Origin of the sequence: Streptomyces sp. NPDC046557, assembly GCF_040645975.1 — a bacterium.
Lineage (GTDB): Bacteria > Actinomycetota > Actinomycetes > Streptomycetales > Streptomycetaceae > Streptomyces.
The window spans coordinates 162,620-184,841 of record NZ_JBEYZH010000008.1; the positions used below are offsets into that span (position 1 = coordinate 162,620).

Genomic DNA, 22,222 nt, shown 5'->3' on the forward strand with positions numbered 1-22,222 from the left:
CGGCTGCCGGGGATGGTCAACACCGTTCGTGTGACCTGCGTCCCCGGCGCCCGGACCTGCACCGCTACGGGCATTCGAAGATCGTCACAGCCGCTCGATGATCGTCACGTTGGCCTGGCCGCCGCCCTCGCACATGGTCTGGAGGCCGTAGCGGCCGCCCGTGCGCTCCAGCTCGTGCAGGAGGGTGGTCATGAGCTTGGCGCCGGTGGCGCCCAGGGGGTGGCCCAGCGCGATGGCGCCTCCGTTGACGTTCACCCGGTCGGGGTCGGCGCCCGTCTCCTTGAGCCAGGCCAGGACGACGGGGGCGAACGCCTCGTTGATCTCCACCAGGTCGATGTCGTCCAGTGAGAGTCCGGTCTTCTCGAGCGCGTACGCGGTCGCCGGGATGGGCGCCGACAGCATGCGGATGGGGTCTTCGCCGCGTGCCGACAGGTGGTGGATACGGGCCCGCGGGCGCAGGCCGTGTTCGCGGACCGTCCGCTCGGAGGCGAGGAGCAGCGCGGCGGCGCCGTCGGAGACCTGGGAGGAGACGGCCGCGGTGATGGTGCCGCCTTCGACGACGGGTTTCAGGGCCGCCATCTTCTCCGGGGTGGTGTCCCGGCGCGGGCCCTCGTCGGCGCTCACGTCCCCGTACGCGACGGTCTCCCGGTCGAAGCGGCCCTCGTCGGCGGCCCGCACGGCCCGCCGGTGGGAGCGCAGGGCGAACTCCTCCATGTCGCGGCGCGAGATGCGCCACTTGGCGGCGATCAGCTCGGCGCCGTGGAACTGGTTGACCGGGGCTTCCCCGTACCGGGCCCGCCAGCCCGTCGATCCGGCGAAGGGGCCTTCGGTGAGGCCGAGCGGCTCCGCCGCCTGCCGGGAGGCGAAGGCGATGGGGATCATCGACATGTTCTGCGTGCCGCCGGCGACGACCAGGTCCTGGGTGCCGGACAGCACGGCTTGCGCCGCGAAGTGCACCGCCTGCTGCGAGGAGCCGCACTGCCGGTCGACAGTGACCCCGGGCACCTCCTCGGGCAGGCCGGCCGCGAGCCACGCCGTCCGGGCGATGTCGCCGGCCTGGGGGCCGACCGTGTCGAGGCAGCCGAAGACGACGTCCTCCACCGCCGCCGGGTCCACGCCGGACCGTTCCAGCAAGGCCCGCAGCACGTGCGCGCCGAGGTCGGCGGGGTGGACGGTGGAAAGCCCTCCTCCGCGCCGCCCCACTGGGGTGCGTACCGCGTCGACTATGTAGGCCTCGGGCATCGGGACTCCTCCGGGTCGGGTCAGGTTCGCAGGGCGATCCCGTCCAGCACCATCGACAGGTACTGGCGGGCGATCTCCTCGGGGCTGTGCTGTCCGCCGGGCCGGTACCAGGAGGCCGCCACCCACACCGTGTCGCGGACGAAGCGGTAGGTCAGGCGGATGTCCAGGTCCGCCCGGAAGATCCCGTCGGCCACCCCGCGCTCCAGCGTCCCCAGCCACGCCTCCTCGAACTTGCGCTGGGAGTCGGACAGGTAGTGGAAGCGGGGCTGCGCCGACAGGTGCCGGGACTCCTTCTGGTAGATCGCGACGGCGGCGCGGTGCCGGTCGATCTCGCGGAAGGACTCGGTGACAAGGGCCTCGATGGTCTCGCGAGGGTCGAGACCGGCGGCGAGGACGGTGTCGTACCCGTCCCACAGTTCGTTCAGGAAGGCCGAGAGGATCTCGTCGAGCATCGATTCCTTGGAATCGAAGTGGTAGTAGAGGCTGCCGGCGAGCATGCCGGCGGCGTCGGCGATCTTGCGGACGGTGGTGGCGTTGTAGCCCTGTGCGGCGAAGACCTCCGCGGCGGTGTCGAGGAGCTCGCGGCGCCGCTCGGGTGAGGCGGTCACCTGGGTTTTCTTCTTGTTCGTTGGCACGCGCCCATTGTCGGTCGTCGGTTGCCGGTCGGGGCCGGCCATGACCTGTCGGACACCTCCTAGGGGTGCTGACTGCTGACGGAGACGGTCTCGCCCGTCATGTAGGAGGAGTAGCCGCTGGCCAGGAACACGATGACGTTGGCGACCTCCCAGGGTTCGGCGTGGCGGCCCAGCGCCTCGCGGGCGGTGAGTTCGGCGAGGAGTTCCTCACTGGTGACCTTCGCCAGGTGCGGGTGCATGGCCAGGCTGGGGGCGACCGCGTTGACGCGCACCCCGAACTCCGCTGCCTCCAGGGCCGCGCAGCGGGTGAGGGCCATGACCCCGGCCTTGGCGGCGGCGTAGTGCGCCTGGCCGCGCTGGGCGCGCCAGCCGATGACGGAGGCGTTGTTGACGACGACGCCGCCGGTGCGGGCCGCCTTGAGGGAGCGCAGGGCGGCGCGGGTGCAGCGGAAGGTGCCGTTCAGGGTGACGTCGAGGACGCGTCCCCACTGCTCGTCGGTCATGTCGACGAGGTCGGCGGTGCCGCCGAGTCCCGCGTTGTTGACGACGATATCGAGGCCGCCGTGGGCGTGTTCGGCGTGTGCGAACAGGGCGCGCACCTGGTCTTCGTCGGTGACGTCGCAGGGCAGGGAGGTCACCCGGTCCGGCCCGAATTCGGCGGCGAGCGCGGTCTCGGTCTCCCCCAGCCGGCGGGCGTGGGCGTCGCCGATCACGACGCGGGCGCCTTCCTCCAGGAAGCGGCGGGCGGTGGCCCCGCCGATGCCGGTGCCCGCGGCGGCGGTGATGACGGCGGTGCGGCCTTCCAGCAGTCCGTGCCCGGCGGTGCACCGGGGCGGGTGGGCGAACTCCTCGACGCTGCTCATGACCGTACGTTAACCTACCTAACACTTGTTAGGGAAGCGAGGAGGGGGACGCCTGATGGAGCTGACGCACACGCCCGGGGTACGGGCCTTCCGGGCCGAGGCCCGGGACTGGCTCGCCGCCCATGTACCCGCCTCACCGCTGCCGTCCCTCGAGACGGAGGAGGGCTTCGCCGCGCACCGCGCGTGGGAGGCGCTGCTGCACGCGGGCGGCTGGTCGGTGGTGTCCTGGCCTGAGGAGTACGGCGGGCGCGGGGTGGACCTGGAGCACTGGCTGGTGTTCGAAGAGGAGTACTGGGCCGCGGGCGCCCCGGGGCGCGTCTCGCAGAACGGCATCAGCCTGCTCGCCCCCACCCTCCTCGCCCACGGCACGGCGGAGCAGCGGGCCCGGGTGCTGCCGCCGATGGCGAGCGGCGAGGTGATCTGGGCGCAGGCGTGGTCGGAGCCGGAGGCGGGCTCGGACCTGGCCTCGCTCACCTCGCGGGCGCTGCGCACGGAGGGCGGCTGGCTGCTGTCCGGGCAGAAGACGTGGTCCTCGCGGGCGGCGTTCGCGGACCGGGCGTTCGGGATCTTCCGCTCGGACCCGGGCGCGGCCAAACCGCACCAGGGCCTGATCTATCTGATGTTCGACCTGGGGGCGCCCGGGGTGACGGTGCGGCCCATCGGCCGGCTCGACGGCAAGCCGGCCTTCGCCGAGCTCTTCCTGGACCGGGTCTTCGTCCCGGACGAGGACGTGATCGGCGAGCCGGGACAAGGCTGGCGGATCGCGATGTCGACGACCGGCGACGAACGCGGGCTGACCCTGCGCTCGCCCGGCCGCTTCCTGGCGGCGGCGGACCGGCTGGTGTCGCTGTGGGAGACGGCCGGCGATCCCGCGGACACCGGGATGCGGGACCGGGTGGCGGACGCGGTGGTCGGGGCGCGCGCGTACGAGCTGTTCACCTGGACGGGCGCCGCCCGGTTCGCGGCGGGCGAGACCTTCGGCGCCGGGTCCAGCCTGAACAAGGTGTTCTGGTCCGAGTACGACATCGCCTTGCACGAGACGGCGCTGGACCTGCTGGGCGCGGACGCGGAGCGGGCGGACGGCCCGTGGGCCGAGCCGTGGGTCTTCTCCCTCGCCGGGCCGATCTACGCGGGTACGAACGAGATCCAGCGCGACATCATCGCCGAGCGGCTGCTCGGCCTCCCGAAGGGCCGCCGCTGATGCGTTTCCTGCCGACCGACGAGCAACGCGACTTCGCGCGTTCGCTGCGCGCCCTGTTCGGCGCGGCGCCGGTGCCGGCCGCCGCCCGGGCCTGGGGCGCGGGCGAGCAAGGGCCCGGGCGGGCGGTGTGGGCCCGGGTCGCCGCCACGGGGTTGTTCGCGCTCGCCGCCGACGAGGCGTACGACGGGCTGGGGCCGCGGGCGGTGGAGTCGGCGCTCGGCTTCGTGGAGTGGGGCCGGTCGGGGATGCCGGGGCCGGCGGTGGAGACGGCGGCGGTGGCGGTGCTGCTGTCCCGGCTGGGCGACGAGGCCCTGGCGAAACGTTTCCTGCCGGGCCTGTCGGCGGGTGAGGCGCTCGCCACGCTGACCCTGCCGGGCGGGGGTCCGTACGCCGTGGACGCGGACGCGGCGGCGTACCGGTTCCATGTGTCCGAAGCGGGTGAGCTGTCGCTGACACCGGCGCCGACGGAAGCGCTGCCGTCCACCGACCCGGCGCGCCGGCTGTTCCGGCCCGTCCTTTCCGGGGGCGAGCCGTTGGCCGCAGGGCCCCGGGTGGTGGATGCGGCGCGGGCCGCGTCGGACTGGGCACGCCTGCTGACGGCGGCCCAGTGCCTGGGCGTGGGCGAGGCACTGCTGTCGCGCACGGTGGAGTACGCGAAGCAGCGCACGCAGTTCGGGACGCCGATCGGCGCCTTCCAGGCGGTCAAGCACCGGCTGGCCGACACGCTGCTGGCCCTGGAGTTCGCCCGGCCGCTGCTGTGGGCGGGGGCGTTGTCCCTGGACCGGGGCGAGGTCGCGGCGGCGAAGCTCACGGCGGGCGAGGCGGCGTACGCGGCGGCGATGACCGCGCTGCGACTCCACGGCGCGATCGGCTACACACAGGAGCCGGACCTCTCGGTGTGGCTGCGGAAGGCGCGCCCGTTGCGGGACGCGTGGGGCACGCCGTCGCGGTGCCGTGCGGTGGTGCTGGAGGAGCGGCGGCCGCTCAGAGGACGGCCACGCTGAGCCCGACCACGTACCGCTCGTCGACGACGCCGTCGGGGAACACGGCTTCCAGACGGGCCCGTTCGGCGTCCATGAATGCCCGGGTGCCGGTCTCGCCGAGCATCAGGAACGCGAGTGGGTGGCCTGGTTGGCGAGGTGGGAGTCCAGGGGGATGCGGCGCGACCAGCGCGGCGAGGAGGCATGGGCGTACCCCACGCTCACCCTCAAGTGGGCAGAGCGGTACTACGCCTGCGAACGCGACCTCGCCGCCGCGATGCTGGACGACATCGAGGCGCTGGTCGCGGAGCGCGGCACGGGGGACGGTACCTGAGGCACGGCGGTGCGCCTGAGCGACGCCCACCGGGGGCCGCGCTTGGATGGACGTATGACGACGAACAACTGGGCAGCGTTCGAGGCGGCGGAGCCCGACTTCGCGCGGGCCGTCCGGGCCCGCTTCGCACAGCGGCCCCACCATGTCCTGGGCACCCTCCGTCGGGACGGCTCCCCGCGCCTGAGCGGACTGCGTGTCGACATCCGCGGCGGGGAGCTGTGGCTCGGCATGATGCCCGGATCGATGAAGGCCGAGGACCTCCGCCACGATCCGCGTTTCGCCCTGCACTCCGGCCCGGACGAGGAAGAGTCCATGCCCGGCGGGGACGTGCGGGTCTCGGGGCGCGCGCTGGAACTTCTGGACCCGCCGGAGCTGCACCGGTACGCGGAGGAGACGGAGACCCCACACCCCTTCGACCTGTTCCACGCCGACCTGACGGAGGTCGTCCGGGTCACGGCCGAGGGCGACGACCTCGTGATCCGCACCTGGATCCCGGGCCACCCGGTGCGCACCCTGCGCCGCGGCAACGACGACGAGCCGCCGCGCGCGGGGTGACGCCCCTCAGGTGAACGGGATCAGGTCCCGGCCGCGGCGCAGCGGGGGGAAGGCGGACGGGGCGATGTCGAGCCGGCTTCGGTCGATGTTGATCGTGACGTCCCCGTACGTGGCGTCGTGGCCACCGCGGAACTGGTGGGCGCGGCGACGGCCGGGCCACTGGGCGCCTCCCGCGGGCAGTCCCATGTCGGCGTCCGTGACCGAGGCGGAGAGGTTCCAGCGGGCCACCCACAGCACGTCCGGCATGTCCTGCGGCGCCTGGTGGTAGTGGGCGCTCAGCGCCGGGACGCCGGACGCGGCGTGCACGTAGGCCGCCGAGCGGTAGCCGAGCGCGTGCAGCCGGGCCGTCCAGGCGGTGAGGTAGGCGACGACGGGGGCGTCCCAGGTGTCGCGGTCCGTGTAGTGCTCCAGGTCGTTGTAGAGCACCGTGCCCGCGCCCAGGCCCAGCGAGCGGGCCGCCTCGACCGCGCCCTCGGCAGCTTCGACACCCTCGTCGGTAGCCTCGGAGGGGTCGGTGGACAGGCCGGTACTGGAGCTGTCCCAGGGCTGCGGGCCCACCCAGATCGGCATCAGGTGCCAGCCCGCCGCGGACTGGCGGCGCACCCAGCCGGCGGTCAGGCGCGGCTGGGCACAGGCCCGGGCGCGACCGCCGATGTAGAAGCCGACCGCGCCGAACGGGGAGTCGGCCCGCCAGGTGTCCATGGCGCTCTGGGTGGGGGCGGTGCAGGCGTCGAAGCCGGTGCCGGTGAAGGCGGGTTGGCCGGTGAGGGGGCGGCGGGCGAGGGCGGGCGTGGCGGGGGCGGCCGGCGTGGCGGCGGGGGCGGGGGCGGGGGCGGGGGCGGGGGCGGGGGCGGGGGTGACCGTACGGGCTCGGGCGAGGAGTTCCCGTACCGCGTCGGGGTTGTCCCCGTAGGACACGGTGGCCATCACGCCGGAGGCGCCGAGCGCGTAGCGGACCTCGCGGCTGTCGCCGGAGGGCGCCGGCGGTACCCGCACCCCGTCGGCGCGGACGGTCGGGATGTCGGCGCGTTCCGGGGCGCCGTCCAGGGGTTCGAGGTGCAGGGTGTCGGCGCGGTCGCGCACGGCGCGACCGCTGCACTCGCCCTGGCCGCCGGCGTGCCCGAGGTACAGGGAGGGCAGGTCGAGGCGCAGGCAGGCGTCGGGGTTCCGGTCGAGGTCGACCACGCGCCAGTCCGCGGGGACGGTGAGGCGCAGCCCGTGGTACTCGACGGTCCGCCCGTCGGCGGAGGCGGGCGGGGCGGGCGCGAGCAGAGCGGCACCGAGCAGGGAGGCCAACATCATTCGGGACGGCATGGGCCCACAGTTACCAGACGGGTGTGGCCGAACTTCGCCGTCGCGCAAGCGTGCTGGGCCGTCCGGCCTACGCGCCGGGCGGGTCGCGCGAGCCGCCGGCCGCGGGGCGAAGCCCCTTCGCGCTCCCCCCATACGGCCCGGCCGGTCGACGGCGTCGCGCGGCGCCGCCCGCGCGGGCCCCGGGCGGCGGTCACCCGCACGAGCGACCCTCCTCGGCCCCGTCACCCGACGGCCCCGCAGCCGCATCCCCGTTCCTCCGCGTGAGCTCCAGTCGGCGCTGCGCGAGCGGGAGTTGGCGCCACGCGAGCCCAAAGCGAAGAGGCGCGGGGCGGCTTGGCCCGCTCACAGCAGCCGTGCATATGATCGGGCCATTGCCGACGGGGAGGCTCAAACATGGCAGGCGATTTCGAGCAGGACCTGGGTTCGGGCGCCGGCGCCCCGGACGGGCAGGTGGGCATGCGGCTGAACCACGTGCCGCCGGAACCGTCAGGTCCGGGCCCCTCGTCGCCGCCCGTGTACGGGCCGTTCGCGCCGGGCAAGGGTCCCGGCGACTTCGCCTCGACGCCCGCGCAGAAGAAGGAGGCGGCGGCCACGATCCAGACGGAGCTGCAGCCGAACACCAAGACGGCCGCCGAGCACGCCGACGAAGCCCACAACGCCGCCCACAAGGGTTTCGACGGGTGGGACACCGCCGTCGGCCTGAAGAAGGTGGCTGACACCTGGGACCAGCAGGTGAAGAACCTGATGGCCCGGCTCGACGCGGAAAAGGGCGCCCTGCGCGGCGCCTCCGGCCTCTTCACGGGCAACGACATCGCCACACACAACCAGTTCACCGCTTCGCGCTCGAAGCTGAACAACCTGTAAGGGGTTCGGGTGCCGAGCTACTACGAGGTCATGACCACCGACCTGGGTCTGTTGACGACGGCCGCGGGCAAGTGGGAGGCGATGGCGGGCGAGCTGAACAAGGTCGAGACGCGCTACGGCCAAACCGTGCAGAAGATCACCATGGGTGACAGCTGGTCCGGTGTCAGCGCCGGCTCCGCCCAGTCGGGTTTCGCGGGAACCCGCTACGAGTACTCGGCCGCGCAGATCCAGGCCAAGGCGATCGGCGGCCTGCTGCGGGACGCCCACGAGCAGTTCACCAGCCTCAAGGCCAAGCTCGACAGCGCGCGCGCCGACGCGATATCCGCCGGCATGACGGTCTCCGAGCAGGGCCACGTCGCCTTCGACTGGGGCAAGCTCACGCCCTCCGAGCGCAGCGCCTACCACCACGACCCCGACGGCGAAACCTCCATACGCACCGCCGTCACCAAGTGGCAGCAGCACGTCGACGATCGGGTGAAGGCCGTCACCGAGCTCGACCAGAACGTCAAGCTGGCCCTTGAGGCCGTCGTGGTGGACAGCAACAAGGACGCCTTCGGCAAGGGCGCCGACATGTCGCTCGCCGGGTTCAACTCGGACGCCCAGGGCGATCTCGGCAAGGCCGTGAAGGCCGCGAAGGCGGCGCAGGCCGCCGACTCCGACGTCAAGACGCACGACGACGGCCTCAAGATGACCGGACCCGACGTGGGCTTCAAGGTGAGCGGCGTCAAGAACGGCAAGGAAGGCTCGGTCAAGGCCTACGCCGACCTCTTCCACCTGAGCCAGGCAGGGGAGGCGACCAAGGGCGGGGTCAAGTTCTCCGACGTCTACGACGTCTACGGGGGCGCCCGGGCCACCGCGAACTACGGGTTCAACGAATCGGGTTTCACCGCCAAGACCGAAGGCTCGGTGGGCATCCGCGAATTGGTCGGCGCGAAGGCCGAGTACGGGTACCTCGGCGGCTACGAGCGGACCGAGGTCTTCGCCGGCGCCGAGGCTTCGGCCAGTGTCGGGGTCGGCAAGGACGGCATCAAGGGCAAGCTCCAGGCGTTCGCCGGGGCGAAAGCCGGCGCGACCGGAGGCGGCGAGGTCGCCGGGCTCGGCGCCGGCGGTACGGCGGAGGGCTGGTACGGCGCGGCGGGTGCCGAGCTGAAGTGGGACTTCGGCAAGGGCGACGACGGCAAGTACCACTTCGGCGGCAAGGTCGGTGCGGCCCTCGGGGTCGGCGGCGCCGTGGGCGGCGAGTTCACGGTCGACCCCGGCAAGGTCGGCGATGCCTTCGGTGACGCGGCCGACGCGATCGGGGACACCGCCGGGTCGATCAAGCACACCGTCGGCGGCTGGTTCGACTGATGTACGTTTCCCGTCCAGACGGAAAGAAGGCCCCGGATGCCCACGACACTGCCCGTGCCGATCGAATGCAGCCTGCCGGAGGGCTGGCGGGCCGCGCCGCCCGACGAGGTCGGCGCGCCGGAGGTGGCCTTCATCGCCCTGTGTCCGCGGCCGGATGACGGGTTCACGGCCAACATCACCGTCGACGGCGACTTCCTGCCGGACGGGACGACGCTGGAGGAACTGGCCGACGCGTCGGTGGAGCGGGTGCGGGCAGCCGCCGAGTCCTTGGCGGTGGCCGCCCGCCACGAGATCGGTTCCGCTGCCTCGCCGGGCCTGACGCAGCGGCTGGCCCTGACGGCCGTCGTCGCCGGCGTGCGCCGCGACCTCGTCCAGTCCCAGGTCTACATGGCCCTCACGGACGTCACGGACCCGCACAAGCGGGCGCTGGTCCGCTCGATCCTGACCGCCACCGCCGCACAGCACGACGAGGTCCTGCCGGACTTCCAGCGGTTCCTGCGCACGGTGCGCCCGGACACGGGGACGGGGGCCTGACGATGGGTCTGTGGGACCGGCTCACCGGCACCCGGCACCCGGACGGCGACGGCGCCCCGCTGTCCGCCGCGCAGGTGCGGGAGGCGCTGCTCGCGGTCAACAGCCCGGACAAGCCGTACGTGGTACGCAACGCCCGGCCGGCGGAGAAGGCGGACCTGGTGGCCGAGTGGCGGGTCCTGGAACCGGCCTGGCGCGACTTCTTCCTGGAGACCAGGCTGGACCGGACCCTCAAGACGAGGATGCGCCTGGACCCCGACAAGCACGAGGTGCGGGCGCTCGACGAGCAGCTGGAGGTCACCTGGGTCGGGGAAACGCCCCGGCTGGCCGCGTCGGCCGAGTACGGCCGAGGACAGGTGACCACGGTGTCCAAGCGGTGGACGATCGAGCGGGGACCCGATGGACGCCGGCGCATGGTCGAGGACTTCGCCTTCGACTCGCGGGAGTTGAAGGTCCCCTTGCGGAAGGCGGTCCTGGGCGCGGGATGGACCTGGCGCGGAGTACTGATCCGGCTCTGAACCCCCTGCCGCACGCCACAGCGCCCACCATCCCTGGTCGGGGACATGGTGGGCGCTGTGTCGAGTGCCGCACACCGTTGTACGGACCGTATGAGGGGTCTCCCGCGAGGGAGGGATCCCGCACCGACGGCCGGAGGCCGGCACAGCCGGGCGAAGCCCGGAAGGCCGCCCACGGCCGAACGGCGCGAGCACGGCATCCCAAAGGGCTACACGGTCAGGGAGCGGTCCGTCGGCTTGACCGGGTACGGGAGGGTGCTGGCGCCGGTCAGGAAGCGGTCCACGCCGCGGGCGGCCGAGCGGCCCTCCGCGATGGCCCACACGATCAGCGACTGGCCGCGGCCCGCGTCTCCGGCGACGAAGACGCCGTCCACGTTGGTCGCGTACGAGGCGTCCCGCGCCACGTTGCCCCGGGCGTCCAGCTCCAGGCCGAACTGATCCACCAGGCCGTTGGCCTGGTCGGTGCCGGTGAAGCCCATCGCGAGGGTGACCAACTGCGCCGGGAGGACGCGCTCGGTGCCCTCCTTCTGGACCAGCTTGCCGTCCACGAACTCCACCTCGATCAGGTGCAGCGCCTGGACGTTGCCGTCCTCGTCGCCCTCGAAGTGGGTGGTGGAGACCGAGTAGATCCGCTCGCCGCCCTCCTCGTGCGCGGACGTGACCTTGTAGAGCATGGGGAACGTCGGCCAGGGCTGCCCGGCGGGGCGGTCCTCGGACGGCTTCGGCATGATCTCCAGCTGGGTGACCGACAGCGCGCCCTGGCGGTGGGCGGTGCCCACGCAGTCCGCGCCCGTGTCGCCGCCGCCGATGACGACCACGTGCTTGCCCTCGGCGGTGATGGGCGGCGCCACGAAGTCGCCCTCCTGCACCTTGTTGGCGAGCGGCAGGTACTCCATCGCGAAGTGGATGCCCTTGAGCTCGCGCCCCGGCACCGGCAGGTCGCGCGAGACGGTGGCCCCGGCCGCGATGACGACCGCGTCGTAGCGCCTGCGCAGCTTCGCGGCGTCGATGTCGCGGCCGATCTCCACGCCCGTGCGGAACTTGGTGCCCTCCGCGCGCATCTGCTCGATGCGGCGGTTGATGTGCACCTTCTCCATCTTGAACTCGGGGATGCCGTAGCGCAGCAGGCCGCCGATGCGGTCGGCGCGCTCGTACACCGCCACGGTGTGACCGGCCCGCGTCAGCTGCTGGGCGGCGGCCAGACCGGCCGGGCCCGAGCCGATGACGGCGACGGTCTTGCCGGACAGGCGCTCCGGGGGCTGCGGGGTGACGTCGCCGTTGTCCCACGCCTTGTCGATGATCGAGACTTCGACGTTCTTGATGGTGACGGCCGGCTGGTTGATGCCGAGCACGCACGCCGACTCACAGGGCGCCGGGCACAGGCGGCCCGTGAACTCAGGGAAGTTGTTCGTCGCGTGGAGCCGCTCCGAAGCCGCCGTCCAGTCCTCGCGGTACGCGAAGTCGTTCCACTCCGGGATCAGGTTCCCCAGCGGGCAGCCGTTGTGGCAGAACGGGATGCCGCAGTCCATGCAGCGGCCGGCCTGCTTGCTGATGATCGGCAGCAGGGAGCCGGGGACGTAGACCTCGTTCCAGTCCTTGACGCGTTCGGCGACGGGACGGGTACAGGCGGTCTCGCGCGGGGTGGTGAGGAAGCCCTTCGGGTCAGCCATGGGTCGCCGCCTCCATCATCTTCTCAGTGGTCTCGGACTCGGAGAGTCCGGCCCGCTCAGCGGCGTCCTTGGCGGCGAGCACTGCCTTGTACGTGGTCGGGATGATCTTGCTGAAGCGGTCCGCGGACACGGACCAGTCAGCCAGGAGCTTCGCGGCCACGGTCGAGCCGGTCTCCTCCTCGTGGCGGCGCACCACATCGTGCAGCCACTGCTTGTCGGCGTCCGAGAGGGCCTCGACGGCCTCCGTGTTGCCGGAGTTGACGTTGCGCGGGTCGAGGTCGACGACGTAAGCGACACCGCCCGACATGCCGGCCGCGAAGTTGCGGCCCGTCTCGCCGAGGACGACGGCGGTGCCGCCGGTCATGTACTCGCAGCCGTGGTCGCCCACGCCCTCCGAGACGACCAGGGCGCCGGAGTTGCGGACGCAGAAGCGTTCGCCGGTGCGGCCGCGCAGGAACATCTCGCCGCCGGTGGCCCCGTAGCCGATGGTGTTGCCGGCGATGGTCGAGAACTCGGCGAGGTGGTCGGCGCCGCGGTCGGGGCGGACCACGACCCGGCCGCCCGACAGGCCCTTGCCGACGTAGTCGTTGGCGTCGCCCTCCAGGCGCAGGGTGACGCCCTTCGGCAGGAAGGCGCCGAAGGACTGGCCCGCGGAACCGGTGAAGGTCAGGTCGATGGTGTTGTCGGGCAGGCCCGCACCGCCGAACTTCTTGGTGACCTCGTGGCCGAGCATCGTGCCGACGGTCCGGTTGATGTTCCGGATCGCGACCTGGGCCCGGACCGGCTGGGCCTGCTCGGCGCTCTCCGCGCCCAGGGCCTCGGCGGCGAGCTCGATCAGCTCGTTGTCGAGGGCCTTCTCCAGCCCGTGGTCCTGCTCGATCAGGGCGTGGCGGACCGCGCCCTCGGGCAGCTCGGGCACGTGGAAGAGCGGCTCCAGGTCGAGGCCCTGCGCCTTCCAGTGCGTGACGGCCTTGCTGGTGTCGAGCAGCTCGGCGTGGCCGACGGCCTCCTCGATCGAGCGGAAGCCCAGTTCGGCGAGGAGCTCGCGCACCTCCTCCGCGATGAACTCGAAGAAGTTGACGACGAATTCGGGCTTGCCGGAGAACCGGTCGCGCAGGACCGGGTTCTGCGTGGCGATGCCGACCGGGCAGGTGTCCAGGTGGCAGACGCGCATCATGACGCAGCCGGAGACGACGAGCGGCGCGGTCGCGAAACCGAACTCCTCGGCGCCGAGCAGCGCGGCGATGATCACGTCGCGGCCGGTCTTGAGCTGGCCGTCCGTCTGGACCACGATGCGGTCGCGCAGCCCGTTGAGCAGCAGGGTCTGCTGGGTCTCGGCGAGGCCGAGCTCCCAGGGGCCACCCGCGTGCTTGAGCGAGGTGAGCGGGGAAGCGCCCGTACCGCCGTCGTGGCCGGAGATGAGGACGACGTCCGCGTGCGCCTTGGAGACACCGGCGGCGACGGTGCCGACACCGACCTCCGACACCAGCTTCACGTGGATGCGTGCGGCCGGGTTGGCGTTCTTGAGGTCGTGGATCAGCTGAGCCAGGTCCTCGATGGAGTAGATGTCGTGGTGCGGCGGCGGGGAGATCAGACCGACGCCCGGGGTGGAGTGCCGGGTCTTGGCGACCCACGGGTACACCTTGTGGCCGGGCAGCTGGCCACCCTCGCCGGGCTTGGCGCCCTGCGCCATCTTGATCTGGATGTCGTCCGCGTTGACCAGGTATTCGCTGGTGACGCCGAAGCGGCCGGAGGCGACCTGCTTGATGGAGGAGCGGCGCGCCGGGTCGTACAGGCGGTCCGGGTCCTCGCCGCCCTCACCGGTGTTGGACTTGGCGCCCAACTGGTTCATGGCGACGGCGAGCGTCTCGTGCGCCTCCTTGGAGATGGAGCCGTACGACATCGCGCCGGTGGAGAAGCGCTTGACGATGTCCGCGACCGACTCGACCTCGTCCACGGGGATGGACGGGCGGTCGCTCTTGAAGCCGAAGAGGCCGCGCAGCGTCATCAGCCGCTCGGACTGCTCGTTCACCCGCTCCGTGTACTGCTTGAAGATGTCGTAGCGGCGGTTGCGGGTGGCGTGCTGCAGGCGGAAGACCGTCTCCGGGTCGAACAGGTGCGGCTCGCCCTCGCGACGCCACTGGTACTCGCCGCCGATGTCCAGCGCACGGTGCGTGGCCGCGATACCGGTGGCCGGGTACGCCTTGGCGTGGCGCGCGGCCACCTCCTTGGCGATGACGTCGAGGCCTGCGCCGCCGATCTTGGTGGCGGTGCCGCTGAAGTACGTGCCGACGAACTCCTCGTTCAGGCCGACGGCCTCGAAGACCTGGGCCCCGCGGTAGGAGGCGACGGTGGAGATGCCCATCTTGGACATGACCTTCAGCACGCCCTTGCCGAGCGCGTAGATCAGGTTCTTGATGGCCTGCTCCGGCTCCAGGCCGGACAGGAAGGTACCGGCGCGCAGCAGGTCCTCGACGGACTCCATGGCGAGGTACGGGTTGACGGCGGCCGCGCCGTAGCCGATCAGCAGGGCGACGTGGTGGACCTCGCGGACGTCACCGGCCTCGACCAGCAGACCCACCTGGGTGCGTTGCTTGGTGGCGATGAGGTGGTGGTGCACGGCGGAGGTGAGCAGCAGCGAGGGGATCGGCGCGTGCTCGGCGTCCGAGTGGCGGTCCGACAGGACGATCAGACGGGCGCCGTTCTCGATGGCGGCGTCGGCCTCGGCGCGGATCTCCTCGATCCGCGCGGCCAGCGCCTCGCCGCCGCCGGAGACCCGGTAGAGGCCCGAGAGGGTGGCGGCCTTCATCCCCGGCATGTCGCCGTCGGCGTTGACGTGGATGAGCTTGGCCAGCTCGTCGTTGTCGATCACGGGGAAGGGCAGGGTCACGCTGCGGCAGGACGCGGCGGTCGGCTCCAGCAGGTTGCCCTGCGGGCCCACCGAGGACAGCAGCGAGGTGACGAGCTCCTCGCGGATGGCGTCCAGCGGCGGGTTGGTGACCTGCGCGAACAGCTGCGTGAAGTAGTCGAAGAGCAGCCGGGGGCGCTCGGACAGGGCCGCGATCGGGGAGTCCGTGCCCATGGAGCCGAGCGGTTCGCCGCCGGTACGGGCCATCGGCGCGAGGATGACGCGCAGCTCTTCCTCGGTGTAGCCGAAGGTCTGCTGGCGGCGGGTGACCGAGGCGTGGGTGTGCACGATGTGCTCGCGCTCGGGCAGGTCCGTCAGCTCGATCTCGCCGGTCTCCAACCACTCCGCGTACGGGGCGGCGGCGGCCAGCTCGGTCTTGATCTCGTCGTCCTCGACGATGCGGTGCTGGGCGGTGTCGACGAGGAACATCTTGCCGGGCTGGAGGCGGCCCTTGCGGACCACCTTCGCCGGGTCGATGTCGAGCACGCCGACCTCGGAGGACAGGACGACCAGGCCCTCGTCGGTGACCCAGTAACGGCCGGGGCGCAGACCGTTGCGGTCGAGGACCGCGCCGACCTGGGTGCCGTCGGTGAAGGTGACGCAGGCCGGGCCGTCCCAGGGCTCCATCATCGTGGAGTGGTACTGGTAGAAGGCGCGCCGGGCCGGGTCCATGGAGGTGTGGTTCTCCCACGCCTCCGGGATCATCATCAGCACGCTGTGGGGCAGCGACCGGCCGCCGAGGTGGAGCAGCTCCAGGACCTCGTCGAAGGAGGCCGAGTCGGAGGCGTCGGGCGTACAGATGGGGAAGATGCGCTCCAGCGCGCCCTCGCCGAAGACCTCCGAGGCCAGCTGGGACTCGCGGGCCTTCATCCAGTTCCGGTTGCCCTTGACCGTGTTGATCTCGCCGTTGTGCGCGACGAAGCGGTACGGGTGGGCGAGCGGCCAGGACGGGAAGGTGTTCGTAGAGAACCGGGAGTGGACCAGGGCGAGCGCCGACGCGAAGCGGCGGTCGGAGAGGTCCGGGAAGAACGGCTCCAGCTGGCCGGTGGTCAGCATGCCCTTGTAGACGATGGTGCGGGCGGAGAGCGAGGGGAAGTAGACCCCGGCCTCCCGCTCGGCGCGCTTGCGCAGCACGAAGGCCTTGCGGTCGAGCGCGAGGCCCGTGCTGTCGCCGTCGGTCACGAAGATCTGGCGGAAGACGGGCATGGTGGCGCGGGCGCCGTTGCCGAGCAGGTCCGGGGTGACCGGGACCTCACGCCAGCCGAGGACCGTCAGGTTCTCCTCGGCCGCCATCGCCTCGATCCGCTCCACGGCGACGGCCTGTGCGGAGCCGTCGGCGGGGAGGAAGGCGATGCCGACGGCGTAGGCGCCTGCATCGGGGAGATCGAAGCCGGCCACCGCGCGCAGGAACGCGTCGGGGACCTGGGAGAGGATTCCGGCGCCGTCGCCCGAGTCCGGCTCGGATCCGGTGGCGCCGCGGTGTTCGAGGTTCCGCAGTACGGTCAGCGCCTGCTCGACCAGTGCGTGGCCGGCCTCGCCGCTGAGGTTGGCCACAAAGCCGACGCCACAGGCGTCGTGCTCGTTGCGCGGGTCGTACATGCCCTGGGGGGCGGGGCGACCGTCCATGGGCGACCAGGCGATGGTGCTGGGGCCGGTCGCGGAGTGCGTGGATGCGGAACGCATCGGCTCTCCCGTCGTCGTCGTGGCAAGGTGCGTGCCGAGGGACGACGTTGGCCCTCTGCGAAATTTCGTGCAGGTTACATGATGACGGCGATCCCGCGAAGTGGATATCACGTTCCACCATGCGGACACCGCGCGTGCCGTGGCGCAGGCAGAAAGGAGAGGTCCCGGAGCCGGGAGGCGGGCTTCACCCCTCGGCTTCATTGCCGGGGGCACTGCCCGTGGGTTCGCCCGTGGGCGAGGGCTTCATTGCCCTGAAGCTCCCCGCGGCCGGGCGGCCATGGGGAGCCCTGGTGTGATTCCCTGCGGTGATGTGCTCGAAACCGCGAGGTAATGATTAATTTATGCGGTGCTCTGCATAGTGTCTCACTCCTGCGCCGGTCAGCCTACGACGCCGCCGATCCAGGTTCCCAGGATGTACGTCACAACGGCGGCCGCGCCGCCCAGGACGAGCTGGCGCACCCCGCTGAACCACCACGACCGGGCGGTGACCCGGGCGACGACCGCCCCGCAGGCGAAGAGACCCACCAGGGCCAGCAGCACGGCCGGCCACAGGGCGGTCGCGCCGAGCAGGTAGGGCAGCAGGGGCAACACAGCGCCCAGCGCGAACGAGGTGAACGACGAGACGGCGGCGACCAGCGGCGACGGCAGGTCGTCGGGGTCGATGCCCAGTTCCTCGCGGGCGTGTATCTCCAGCGCCTGCTCCGGGTCGCGGGAGAGCTGCATCGCGACCTCGCGAGCGAGGGCGGGCTCGACACCGCGCGATACGTACAGCTCGGCCAGCTCCTCCATCTCGTCGACCGGGTGCTTGCGCAACTGCTGGCGTTCGACGTCGAGTTCCGCGAGGACGAGCTCACGCTGCGAGGCGACCGAGGTGTATTCGCCGGCGGCCATCGAGAAGGCGCCGGCGGCCAGGCCGGCCAGGCCGGTGATGACGATGGTCTGCGGGGCCACCGCACCGCCCGCCACACCGGTCATCAAGGCGAGGTTGGAGACGAGTCCGTCCATGGCACCGAACACGGCCGGCCGCAGCCATCCGCCGTTGACGTCACGGTGGGTGTGGTTGTCGCGGTGGGCGGTGTGCAGTGGTGCTTCGGTGTCGATGATGGACATGCGCCGGATCTCCCCTATGTCGAGCCTTGCCGAGCCCTTTCGAGCCTCGCCGAGCCTTTTCGAGCCTTTTCGAGTTCTTTCGTGCGAGCGGGTACGCGAAGGCGACGCGCAGGCGGCCACTCCCCCTGAACATCTCGAAACTACGCACGATTTCCTTCGTCCGCCAGCAAGGAAGGCCGTACTTACCTGGGGTTTCGCGGGTCGGCGACCGGGTGACGGCGACGTTCGGGGGGTGTTTCGCGGCGAGCGACAAACGTCATCCCGTGGCACAAATCCCCCAAGGGCTCATGATGAGTCCCATCAAGTGGAGAGGCGCGCGATGGAGCTGATTGCATGCGATCCGCAGATCCTCCTCGAACGGGCCAGGGGCGCGCTTCTGGGACTGGCGGTGGGTGACGCGCTGGGCGCCCCCGCGGAGAACATGAAGCCGTCGCAGATCCGGGCGAAGTGGGGCCGGATCGAGGGGTTCGTCTCCGACGATCCGGCGGGGACCGACGACACGGAGTACGCGATCTTCTCCGGGCTGCTGCTCGCCCGCCACGGGTCGGCGCTCGCGGTCGCCCACGTGGAACGGGCCTGGCACCACTGGATCGCCGACCTGGACGAGGGGCCGTTCCGGGGCGCGGGCTTCTCCGAGCGCGGCACCCTGGAGAACCTCCGCCGGGGCCTGGCCGCGCCCATCTCGGCGCAGCACCGGCACGCCTGGTCGGACGGGTTGGCCATGCGGGCGGCCCCGTTCGGGGTGTTCGCGGCGGGGCGGCCGGCGGAGGCCGCGCGGCTGGTGGCGATCGACGGCTCGGTCAGCCACGACGGCGAGGGCATCTACGGCGGCCAGGCGGTCGCGGCCGGCGTCGCGGCGGCGATGGCGGGCGGCTCCCCGGCCTCGGTGGTCTCGGCGGCCCTGTCGGTGATCCCCTCGGACTCCTGGACCGCGCGCTCCCTGCGCAGGGCCGTGACGGCGGCCCCGCGCGGGGAACGGGCGGTGCGCTCGGCGGTGGTGATCGGCGGCTACCCGTGGACGGACCTGGCCCCGGAGGCCGTGGGCCTGGCGTTCGGGGCGTTCGCGGCTGCCCGCGGGGACTTCGCGGAGTCCGTCCTGACAGCGGTCAACATGGGGCGCGACGCGGACACGACGGCGGCGGTGGCGGGGGCGCTGTCGGGTGCGTTGTCGGGGGTGCGGGCGATCCCGACGGCGTGGGCGTCGGCGATCGGGCCGGTACGGGGTAGCTGCCTCCCCTCCATGCGGGGCTACCACGTCCTGGACATCGCGGACCTCCTCACCCCGGAAACCGAGCCGACCCGGTGACCCCGCCGCCTCCCTACGAACCGACCCCCCGCCCGGCGCTCCCCGACCCCGCGCCGGACGCCCGGCCGGTTCGCCCCCCGGAACCGACGGAGCCGCCCCGCGCCCCCGGGGCGGCCGAGCGGGACCCGGCTGCCCCCCGCCACGGCCGGGACCGTACGGCCGGCGCGGGCGGGGAAAGCCCCGCCCGCAGCCCGCGCGACCAGCGTCCCGCACCGGCGGCAACCGAACCGGACCCGGCCGCAACCCCGCCGGACCACCTCCGTCCGGCACCGGAACCGGCGGGGCCTGACCCGGCGCGAACCCCTACGGGCGACCGGCCCGGAGACGGCAGCCCCGGCGGCGGCTGGGTGCGGCAGGGCGGGGCCGGCTACGGCGGGGTGACCGGGCCGTACGCCACCGGCTCCGCCGATCCGGCCGGGGGCGGCCGTCCGCGGACCGGTCCCACGGAGGGGGAGCGCCCCGCCGACCCCACGCGCCCTGAGGCCCGTACCCCGACCGCCACCCGGGCGGTCCCCCCGACGGCCGCCCCGCCCGGCGCCCGGGCCGGCGTCCGGGCCCGCGGGGCGCAGGCCCGTACAGGACCCGCCACCGCGCGGGCGGGTGCCGTATCGGCTGCCCCGGACGGGCCCCGGCGGATCGAGGGGTTGCTGCTCGGGCTCGCCGCAGGCGACGCCGCCGGATGGCCCGCCGCCCGGCACCGGGCCAGTCGGATGCCGGAGTGGACCCGTCGTCTCACCCGCGAGCTCGACACCTTCGCCGAGCAGAACGCCACCACCACCCTCCCCGTCCCCATCGCCCTCAACCAGCCACCCGAACCCCTGCGCCTCGGCCCCTCCGACGACGCCGAATGGGCCGCCTTCGCCGCCGAGTCCGTCCTGACCGCCGCCGGTGTCCTGCTCAGCGACCTCTCCCGGTCCCGCCGGATGCGCGCCGCCATCGACCTCGCCTGGAACGCACTGGCCAGCGAGGTCGCCGCCGCGGCCGAACGCGCGCCCGAGGTGGAGTCCGCCGTCCTGCCCCTGCGCGCCCGCATCTCCGTCCGCGCCGGCCTCGGCAACCTCGCCGCCGGCCTGCGCCCGCCCGCCACCGGTCACGACAACCCGCACTACTTCGACGACGCCGCTTGCGTCCGCGCCTGCGTCCTCGCCGTCGTCCACCCGGGCGACCCCCGCGCGGCGGCGGACCTCGCCGAGTTCGACGCCCGCTACACCCAGGACGGCGACGGCGTCCACGGCGCCCGCGCCATGGCCGCCGCCCTCGCCACCGCCCTGGCCGGCGGGGACACCGACGCCGCCGTCGACGCCGCCCTGGAGCAACTCCCCGAAGCCACCGAGATCGGCCGCAACGCCCGCCACGCCGTCAAGCTCGCCCGCGCCGACGCCGGCGGCGGTGCCTTCGCCCTGGTCCCGCTGTTGGAGCACCAGATCGTCGACCACGTCTACAGCTACGGGATCGCCGCCGCAGAGACCGTACCCGTCGCACTCGCCCTGGTCAGCGCGGCCCGGGGCAACGTCGCCGAGGCCGTTCCCGCCGCCGCCTGCCTCTCGCGCGTGGCGGACTCCGCACCCGCGCTCGCCGGGGCCCTCACCGGTGCCCTGGGCGGTGGCGACTGCCTCCCCGCCGCCTGGCGCGAAGCCTGCCGCACCCTCTCCGGCTGCGCCCTCCCCCGCCTCGCCGGAACCGACCTGGTCGAGCTCGCCGCGCTCCTCGCCCGCACGGAACTCACCTCGCCCCAAGCCACCCGGTCCCAAGACACTCGGCCCCGCGCCCACGCGGCGCCCGCACCCCAAGGGATGATTCGGACATGACGCTCACCCCCCTCTCGCTCGACGACCGGGCGGCCGGCTGTCTGGTCGGCGCGGCCGTCGGCGATGCCCTCGGCGGCCCGGTGGAGGGCTGGTCCCCGGACCGGATCGTCGAGCGGCACGGCGGCCGCGTGCACGGCATCGTCGGCCCCTGGTACGAGGACTGGCGCACCGCCCGCCCCATCGCCCCGTACCACAAGGGCGACGGGCACGTCACCGACGACACCCTGATGACGCACGCCCTGGTACGGGTCTACGAGGCCGTGCGCGACCACCTCGACGCCTACGCGGTCGCCGACCACCTGGTACCGGACCTGATGACGAACCCCCGCTGGATCCCGGAACTCGAAGCCGACGCGCTGCCCCTCCAGCGGATCTTCCTCGCGGAGAAGTGGATCGTGACGCGGCTGCACTACGCGCACGCCGACCCGCGCGAGGCGGGTACCGGAAACATCGTCAACTGCGGGGCGGCGATGTACATGGCGCCGGTCGGGCTGGTCAACGCGGGCCATCCCGAAGCAGCGTACGCGGAGGCGCTGGACGTCGCCGGGGCCCACCAGTCCTCGTACGGGCGGGAGGCGGCGGGCGTGTTCGCGGCGGCGGTGGCCGCGGCGTGCGTGCCGGGGGCTACGGCGGGCTCGGTGGTGGACACGGCCGTGTCCCTGGCGAAGGACGGCACCCGGGCGGCCATCGAGGCGGTCCGGGACGTCGCGCGCGGCCATCGGGACTTCGAGTCGGCGCTGGTCCCGCTGCGGGAGGCGGTCGCCCCGTACGACTCGGTCGGACCCGACTACCGCGAGCCGTCGCTGGGCGCCCGGCGGCCGTCGCGGCTGCACTCGATCGAGGAACTCCCGATCGCCCTCGGCATGCTGCTGGTCGCGGGCGGGGCGTACGAGGGCGCGGTGCTCGGAGCGGTGAACTACGGACGGGACTGCGACTCGACCGCCACGATGGCGGGGGCGCTGTCGGGGGCCCTGAACGGTCTCGCGGCCGTACCGGAGGTCTGGGCGAAGCGGGTCGCGGAGGCGAGCCGCCTCGACCTCCACGCCCCGGCGGCGGCGCTGGCGGCTGTGGCCCGCGAGGTCTTCGCCCGGGACCGCTCCCGACGCCGCGCCCACGAAGCGGCCTTCACCTCGATCGCAATCCCCCGATGACGCCCCGAACCGCCCACCGCCCCCGGCCGGCCCGGCCGCCCCACGCCCGGACCGGCCAACGCCACCTCGCCGGCGACCCCGGACCGGCACGACCGGCCGGTCGGCGCGCACGAGGCGACGGTCGTCACGGGCCCGCGGGGCTGAAGCGGGGCCTGGGGTGACCGGGCCCGGGCCGGCCGGTACGGCCCAACCGGGAGGGACC

Annotated in this window: 19 protein-coding genes; 11 read left to right on the forward strand and 8 right to left on the reverse strand. The window is 72.9% G+C overall.

The features are described from left to right. Positions 1-84: 84 nt before the first annotated feature. From ABZ934_RS17750 to ABZ934_RS17760, 3 genes are read right to left on the reverse strand one after another with little or no spacing between them, the layout of a single operon-like run. Complete coding sequence (locus ABZ934_RS17750) at positions 85-1,242, reverse strand: acetyl-CoA C-acetyltransferase (RefSeq protein WP_361313689.1); 1,158 nt, start codon at positions 1,240-1,242, stop codon at positions 85-87. A 20-nt stretch (positions 1,243-1,262) separates the two neighbouring features. Next, positions 1,263-1,877, reverse strand: a complete 615-nt coding sequence (locus tag ABZ934_RS17755; protein ID WP_361313692.1) for a TetR/AcrR family transcriptional regulator — start codon at positions 1,875-1,877, stop codon at positions 1,263-1,265. A gap of 59 nt (positions 1,878-1,936) precedes the next feature. Continuing rightward, entirely contained in the window at positions 1,937-2,740 is an 804-nt protein-coding gene (locus tag ABZ934_RS17760; RefSeq protein WP_361313695.1) for an SDR family oxidoreductase, read from the reverse strand. Between the two features lie 55 nt (positions 2,741-2,795). Here ABZ934_RS17760 and ABZ934_RS17765 point away from each other — a divergent pair, with 55 nt between their 5' ends. Both ABZ934_RS17765 and ABZ934_RS17770 read left to right on the forward strand, forming a co-directional pair. Further along, the gene (locus ABZ934_RS17765; RefSeq protein ID WP_361313697.1) at positions 2,796-3,941 is read left to right on the forward strand and encodes an acyl-CoA dehydrogenase family protein; all 1,146 of its coding nucleotides are present in this window, start codon (positions 2,796-2,798) and stop codon (positions 3,939-3,941) included. Then, positions 3,941-4,945: an acyl-CoA dehydrogenase family protein gene (locus tag ABZ934_RS17770; protein ID WP_361313700.1), complete on the forward strand. Its 1,005-nt coding sequence runs from the start codon at positions 3,941-3,943 to the stop codon at positions 4,943-4,945. Before ABZ934_RS17765 ends, ABZ934_RS17770 begins: the two co-directional genes overlap by 1 nt. Here ABZ934_RS17770 and ABZ934_RS17775 read toward each other — a convergent pair. After that, positions 4,926-5,048 carry a hypothetical protein gene (locus ABZ934_RS17775; protein WP_361313703.1) on the reverse strand — a complete coding sequence of 41 codons (123 nt, stop codon included), beginning with the start codon at positions 5,046-5,048 and terminating at the stop codon, positions 4,926-4,928. The genes ABZ934_RS17770 and ABZ934_RS17775 overlap by 20 nt on opposite strands. 48 nt (positions 5,049-5,096) lie before the next feature. Between ABZ934_RS17775 and ABZ934_RS17780 the strand changes: the two genes are divergently transcribed. Together ABZ934_RS17780 and ABZ934_RS17785 are read left to right on the forward strand one after the other, a co-directional pair. Beyond that, a complete protein-coding gene (locus tag ABZ934_RS17780; RefSeq protein WP_361313706.1) occupies positions 5,097-5,255 on the forward strand; it encodes a hypothetical protein in 159 nt (52 codons plus the stop codon). Positions 5,256-5,309: 54 nt separating this feature from the next. Further along, the gene (locus tag ABZ934_RS17785; protein WP_361313709.1) at positions 5,310-5,810 is read left to right on the forward strand and encodes a pyridoxamine 5'-phosphate oxidase family protein; all 501 of its coding nucleotides are present in this window, start codon (positions 5,310-5,312) and stop codon (positions 5,808-5,810) included. Positions 5,811-5,816: 6 nt separating this feature from the next. Here ABZ934_RS17785 and ABZ934_RS17790 read toward each other — a convergent pair whose 3' ends face one another. Further along, positions 5,817-7,124, reverse strand: coding sequence for a glycoside hydrolase domain-containing protein (locus ABZ934_RS17790; protein ID WP_361313711.1), 1,308 nt, complete (start codon positions 7,122-7,124; stop codon positions 5,817-5,819). A 393-nt stretch (positions 7,125-7,517) separates the two neighbouring features. Between ABZ934_RS17790 and ABZ934_RS17795 the strand changes: the two genes are divergently transcribed. The 4 genes from ABZ934_RS17795 to ABZ934_RS17810 are packed head-to-tail and all read left to right on the forward strand — an operon-like array spanning position 7,518 to position 10,387. Next, positions 7,518-7,988 (forward strand): hypothetical protein, encoded by a 471-nt coding sequence (locus tag ABZ934_RS17795; protein ID WP_361313714.1) that lies wholly within the window; start codon positions 7,518-7,520, stop codon positions 7,986-7,988. A gap of 9 nt (positions 7,989-7,997) precedes the next feature. Next, a complete protein-coding gene (locus tag ABZ934_RS17800) occupies positions 7,998-9,338 on the forward strand; it encodes a hypothetical protein (RefSeq protein WP_361313717.1) in 1,341 nt (446 codons plus the stop codon). Positions 9,339-9,374: 36 nt separating this feature from the next. Next, positions 9,375-9,872: a hypothetical protein gene (locus tag ABZ934_RS17805; RefSeq protein ID WP_361313719.1), complete on the forward strand. Its 498-nt coding sequence runs from the start codon at positions 9,375-9,377 to the stop codon at positions 9,870-9,872. Positions 9,873-9,874: 2 nt separating this feature from the next. After that, the gene (locus tag ABZ934_RS17810) at positions 9,875-10,387 is read left to right on the forward strand and encodes a hypothetical protein (protein ID WP_361313722.1); all 513 of its coding nucleotides are present in this window, start codon (positions 9,875-9,877) and stop codon (positions 10,385-10,387) included. Between the two features lie 206 nt (positions 10,388-10,593). On the opposite strand, the gene ABZ934_RS17815 is transcribed toward ABZ934_RS17810, so the two are convergent. The 3 genes from ABZ934_RS17815 to ABZ934_RS17825 all read right to left on the reverse strand — a co-directional run bounded on the left by ABZ934_RS17815 (position 10,594) and on the right by ABZ934_RS17825 (position 17,755). After that, entirely contained in the window at positions 10,594-12,054 is a 1,461-nt protein-coding gene (locus tag ABZ934_RS17815) for a glutamate synthase subunit beta (RefSeq protein ID WP_361313724.1), read from the reverse strand. Further along, positions 12,047-16,588, reverse strand: a complete 4,542-nt coding sequence (gltB, locus tag ABZ934_RS17820) for a glutamate synthase large subunit (protein ID WP_361313856.1) — start codon at positions 16,586-16,588, stop codon at positions 12,047-12,049. The genes ABZ934_RS17815 and gltB overlap by 8 nt, the downstream gene beginning before the upstream one ends. A 435-nt stretch (positions 16,589-17,023) precedes the next feature. Beyond that, positions 17,024-17,755 carry a VIT1/CCC1 transporter family protein gene (locus ABZ934_RS17825; RefSeq protein ID WP_361313726.1) on the reverse strand — a complete coding sequence of 244 codons (732 nt, stop codon included), beginning with the start codon at positions 17,753-17,755 and terminating at the stop codon, positions 17,024-17,026. Positions 17,756-18,074: 319 nt separating this feature from the next. Between ABZ934_RS17825 and ABZ934_RS17830 the strand changes: the two genes are divergently transcribed. The 3 genes from ABZ934_RS17830 to ABZ934_RS17840 all read left to right on the forward strand — a co-directional run bounded on the left by ABZ934_RS17830 (position 18,075) and on the right by ABZ934_RS17840 (position 22,020). After that, positions 18,075-19,061, forward strand: a complete 987-nt coding sequence (locus tag ABZ934_RS17830) for an ADP-ribosylglycohydrolase family protein (protein WP_361313729.1) — start codon at positions 18,075-18,077, stop codon at positions 19,059-19,061. A gap of 347 nt (positions 19,062-19,408) precedes the next feature. Then, a complete protein-coding gene (locus ABZ934_RS17835; protein WP_361313731.1) occupies positions 19,409-20,869 on the forward strand; it encodes an ADP-ribosylglycohydrolase family protein in 1,461 nt (486 codons plus the stop codon). Beyond that, positions 20,866-22,020: an ADP-ribosylglycohydrolase family protein gene (locus tag ABZ934_RS17840; RefSeq protein WP_361313734.1), complete on the forward strand. Its 1,155-nt coding sequence runs from the start codon at positions 20,866-20,868 to the stop codon at positions 22,018-22,020. Before ABZ934_RS17835 ends, ABZ934_RS17840 begins: the two co-directional genes overlap by 4 nt. The last annotated feature ends 202 nt before the right edge of the window (positions 22,021-22,222 follow it).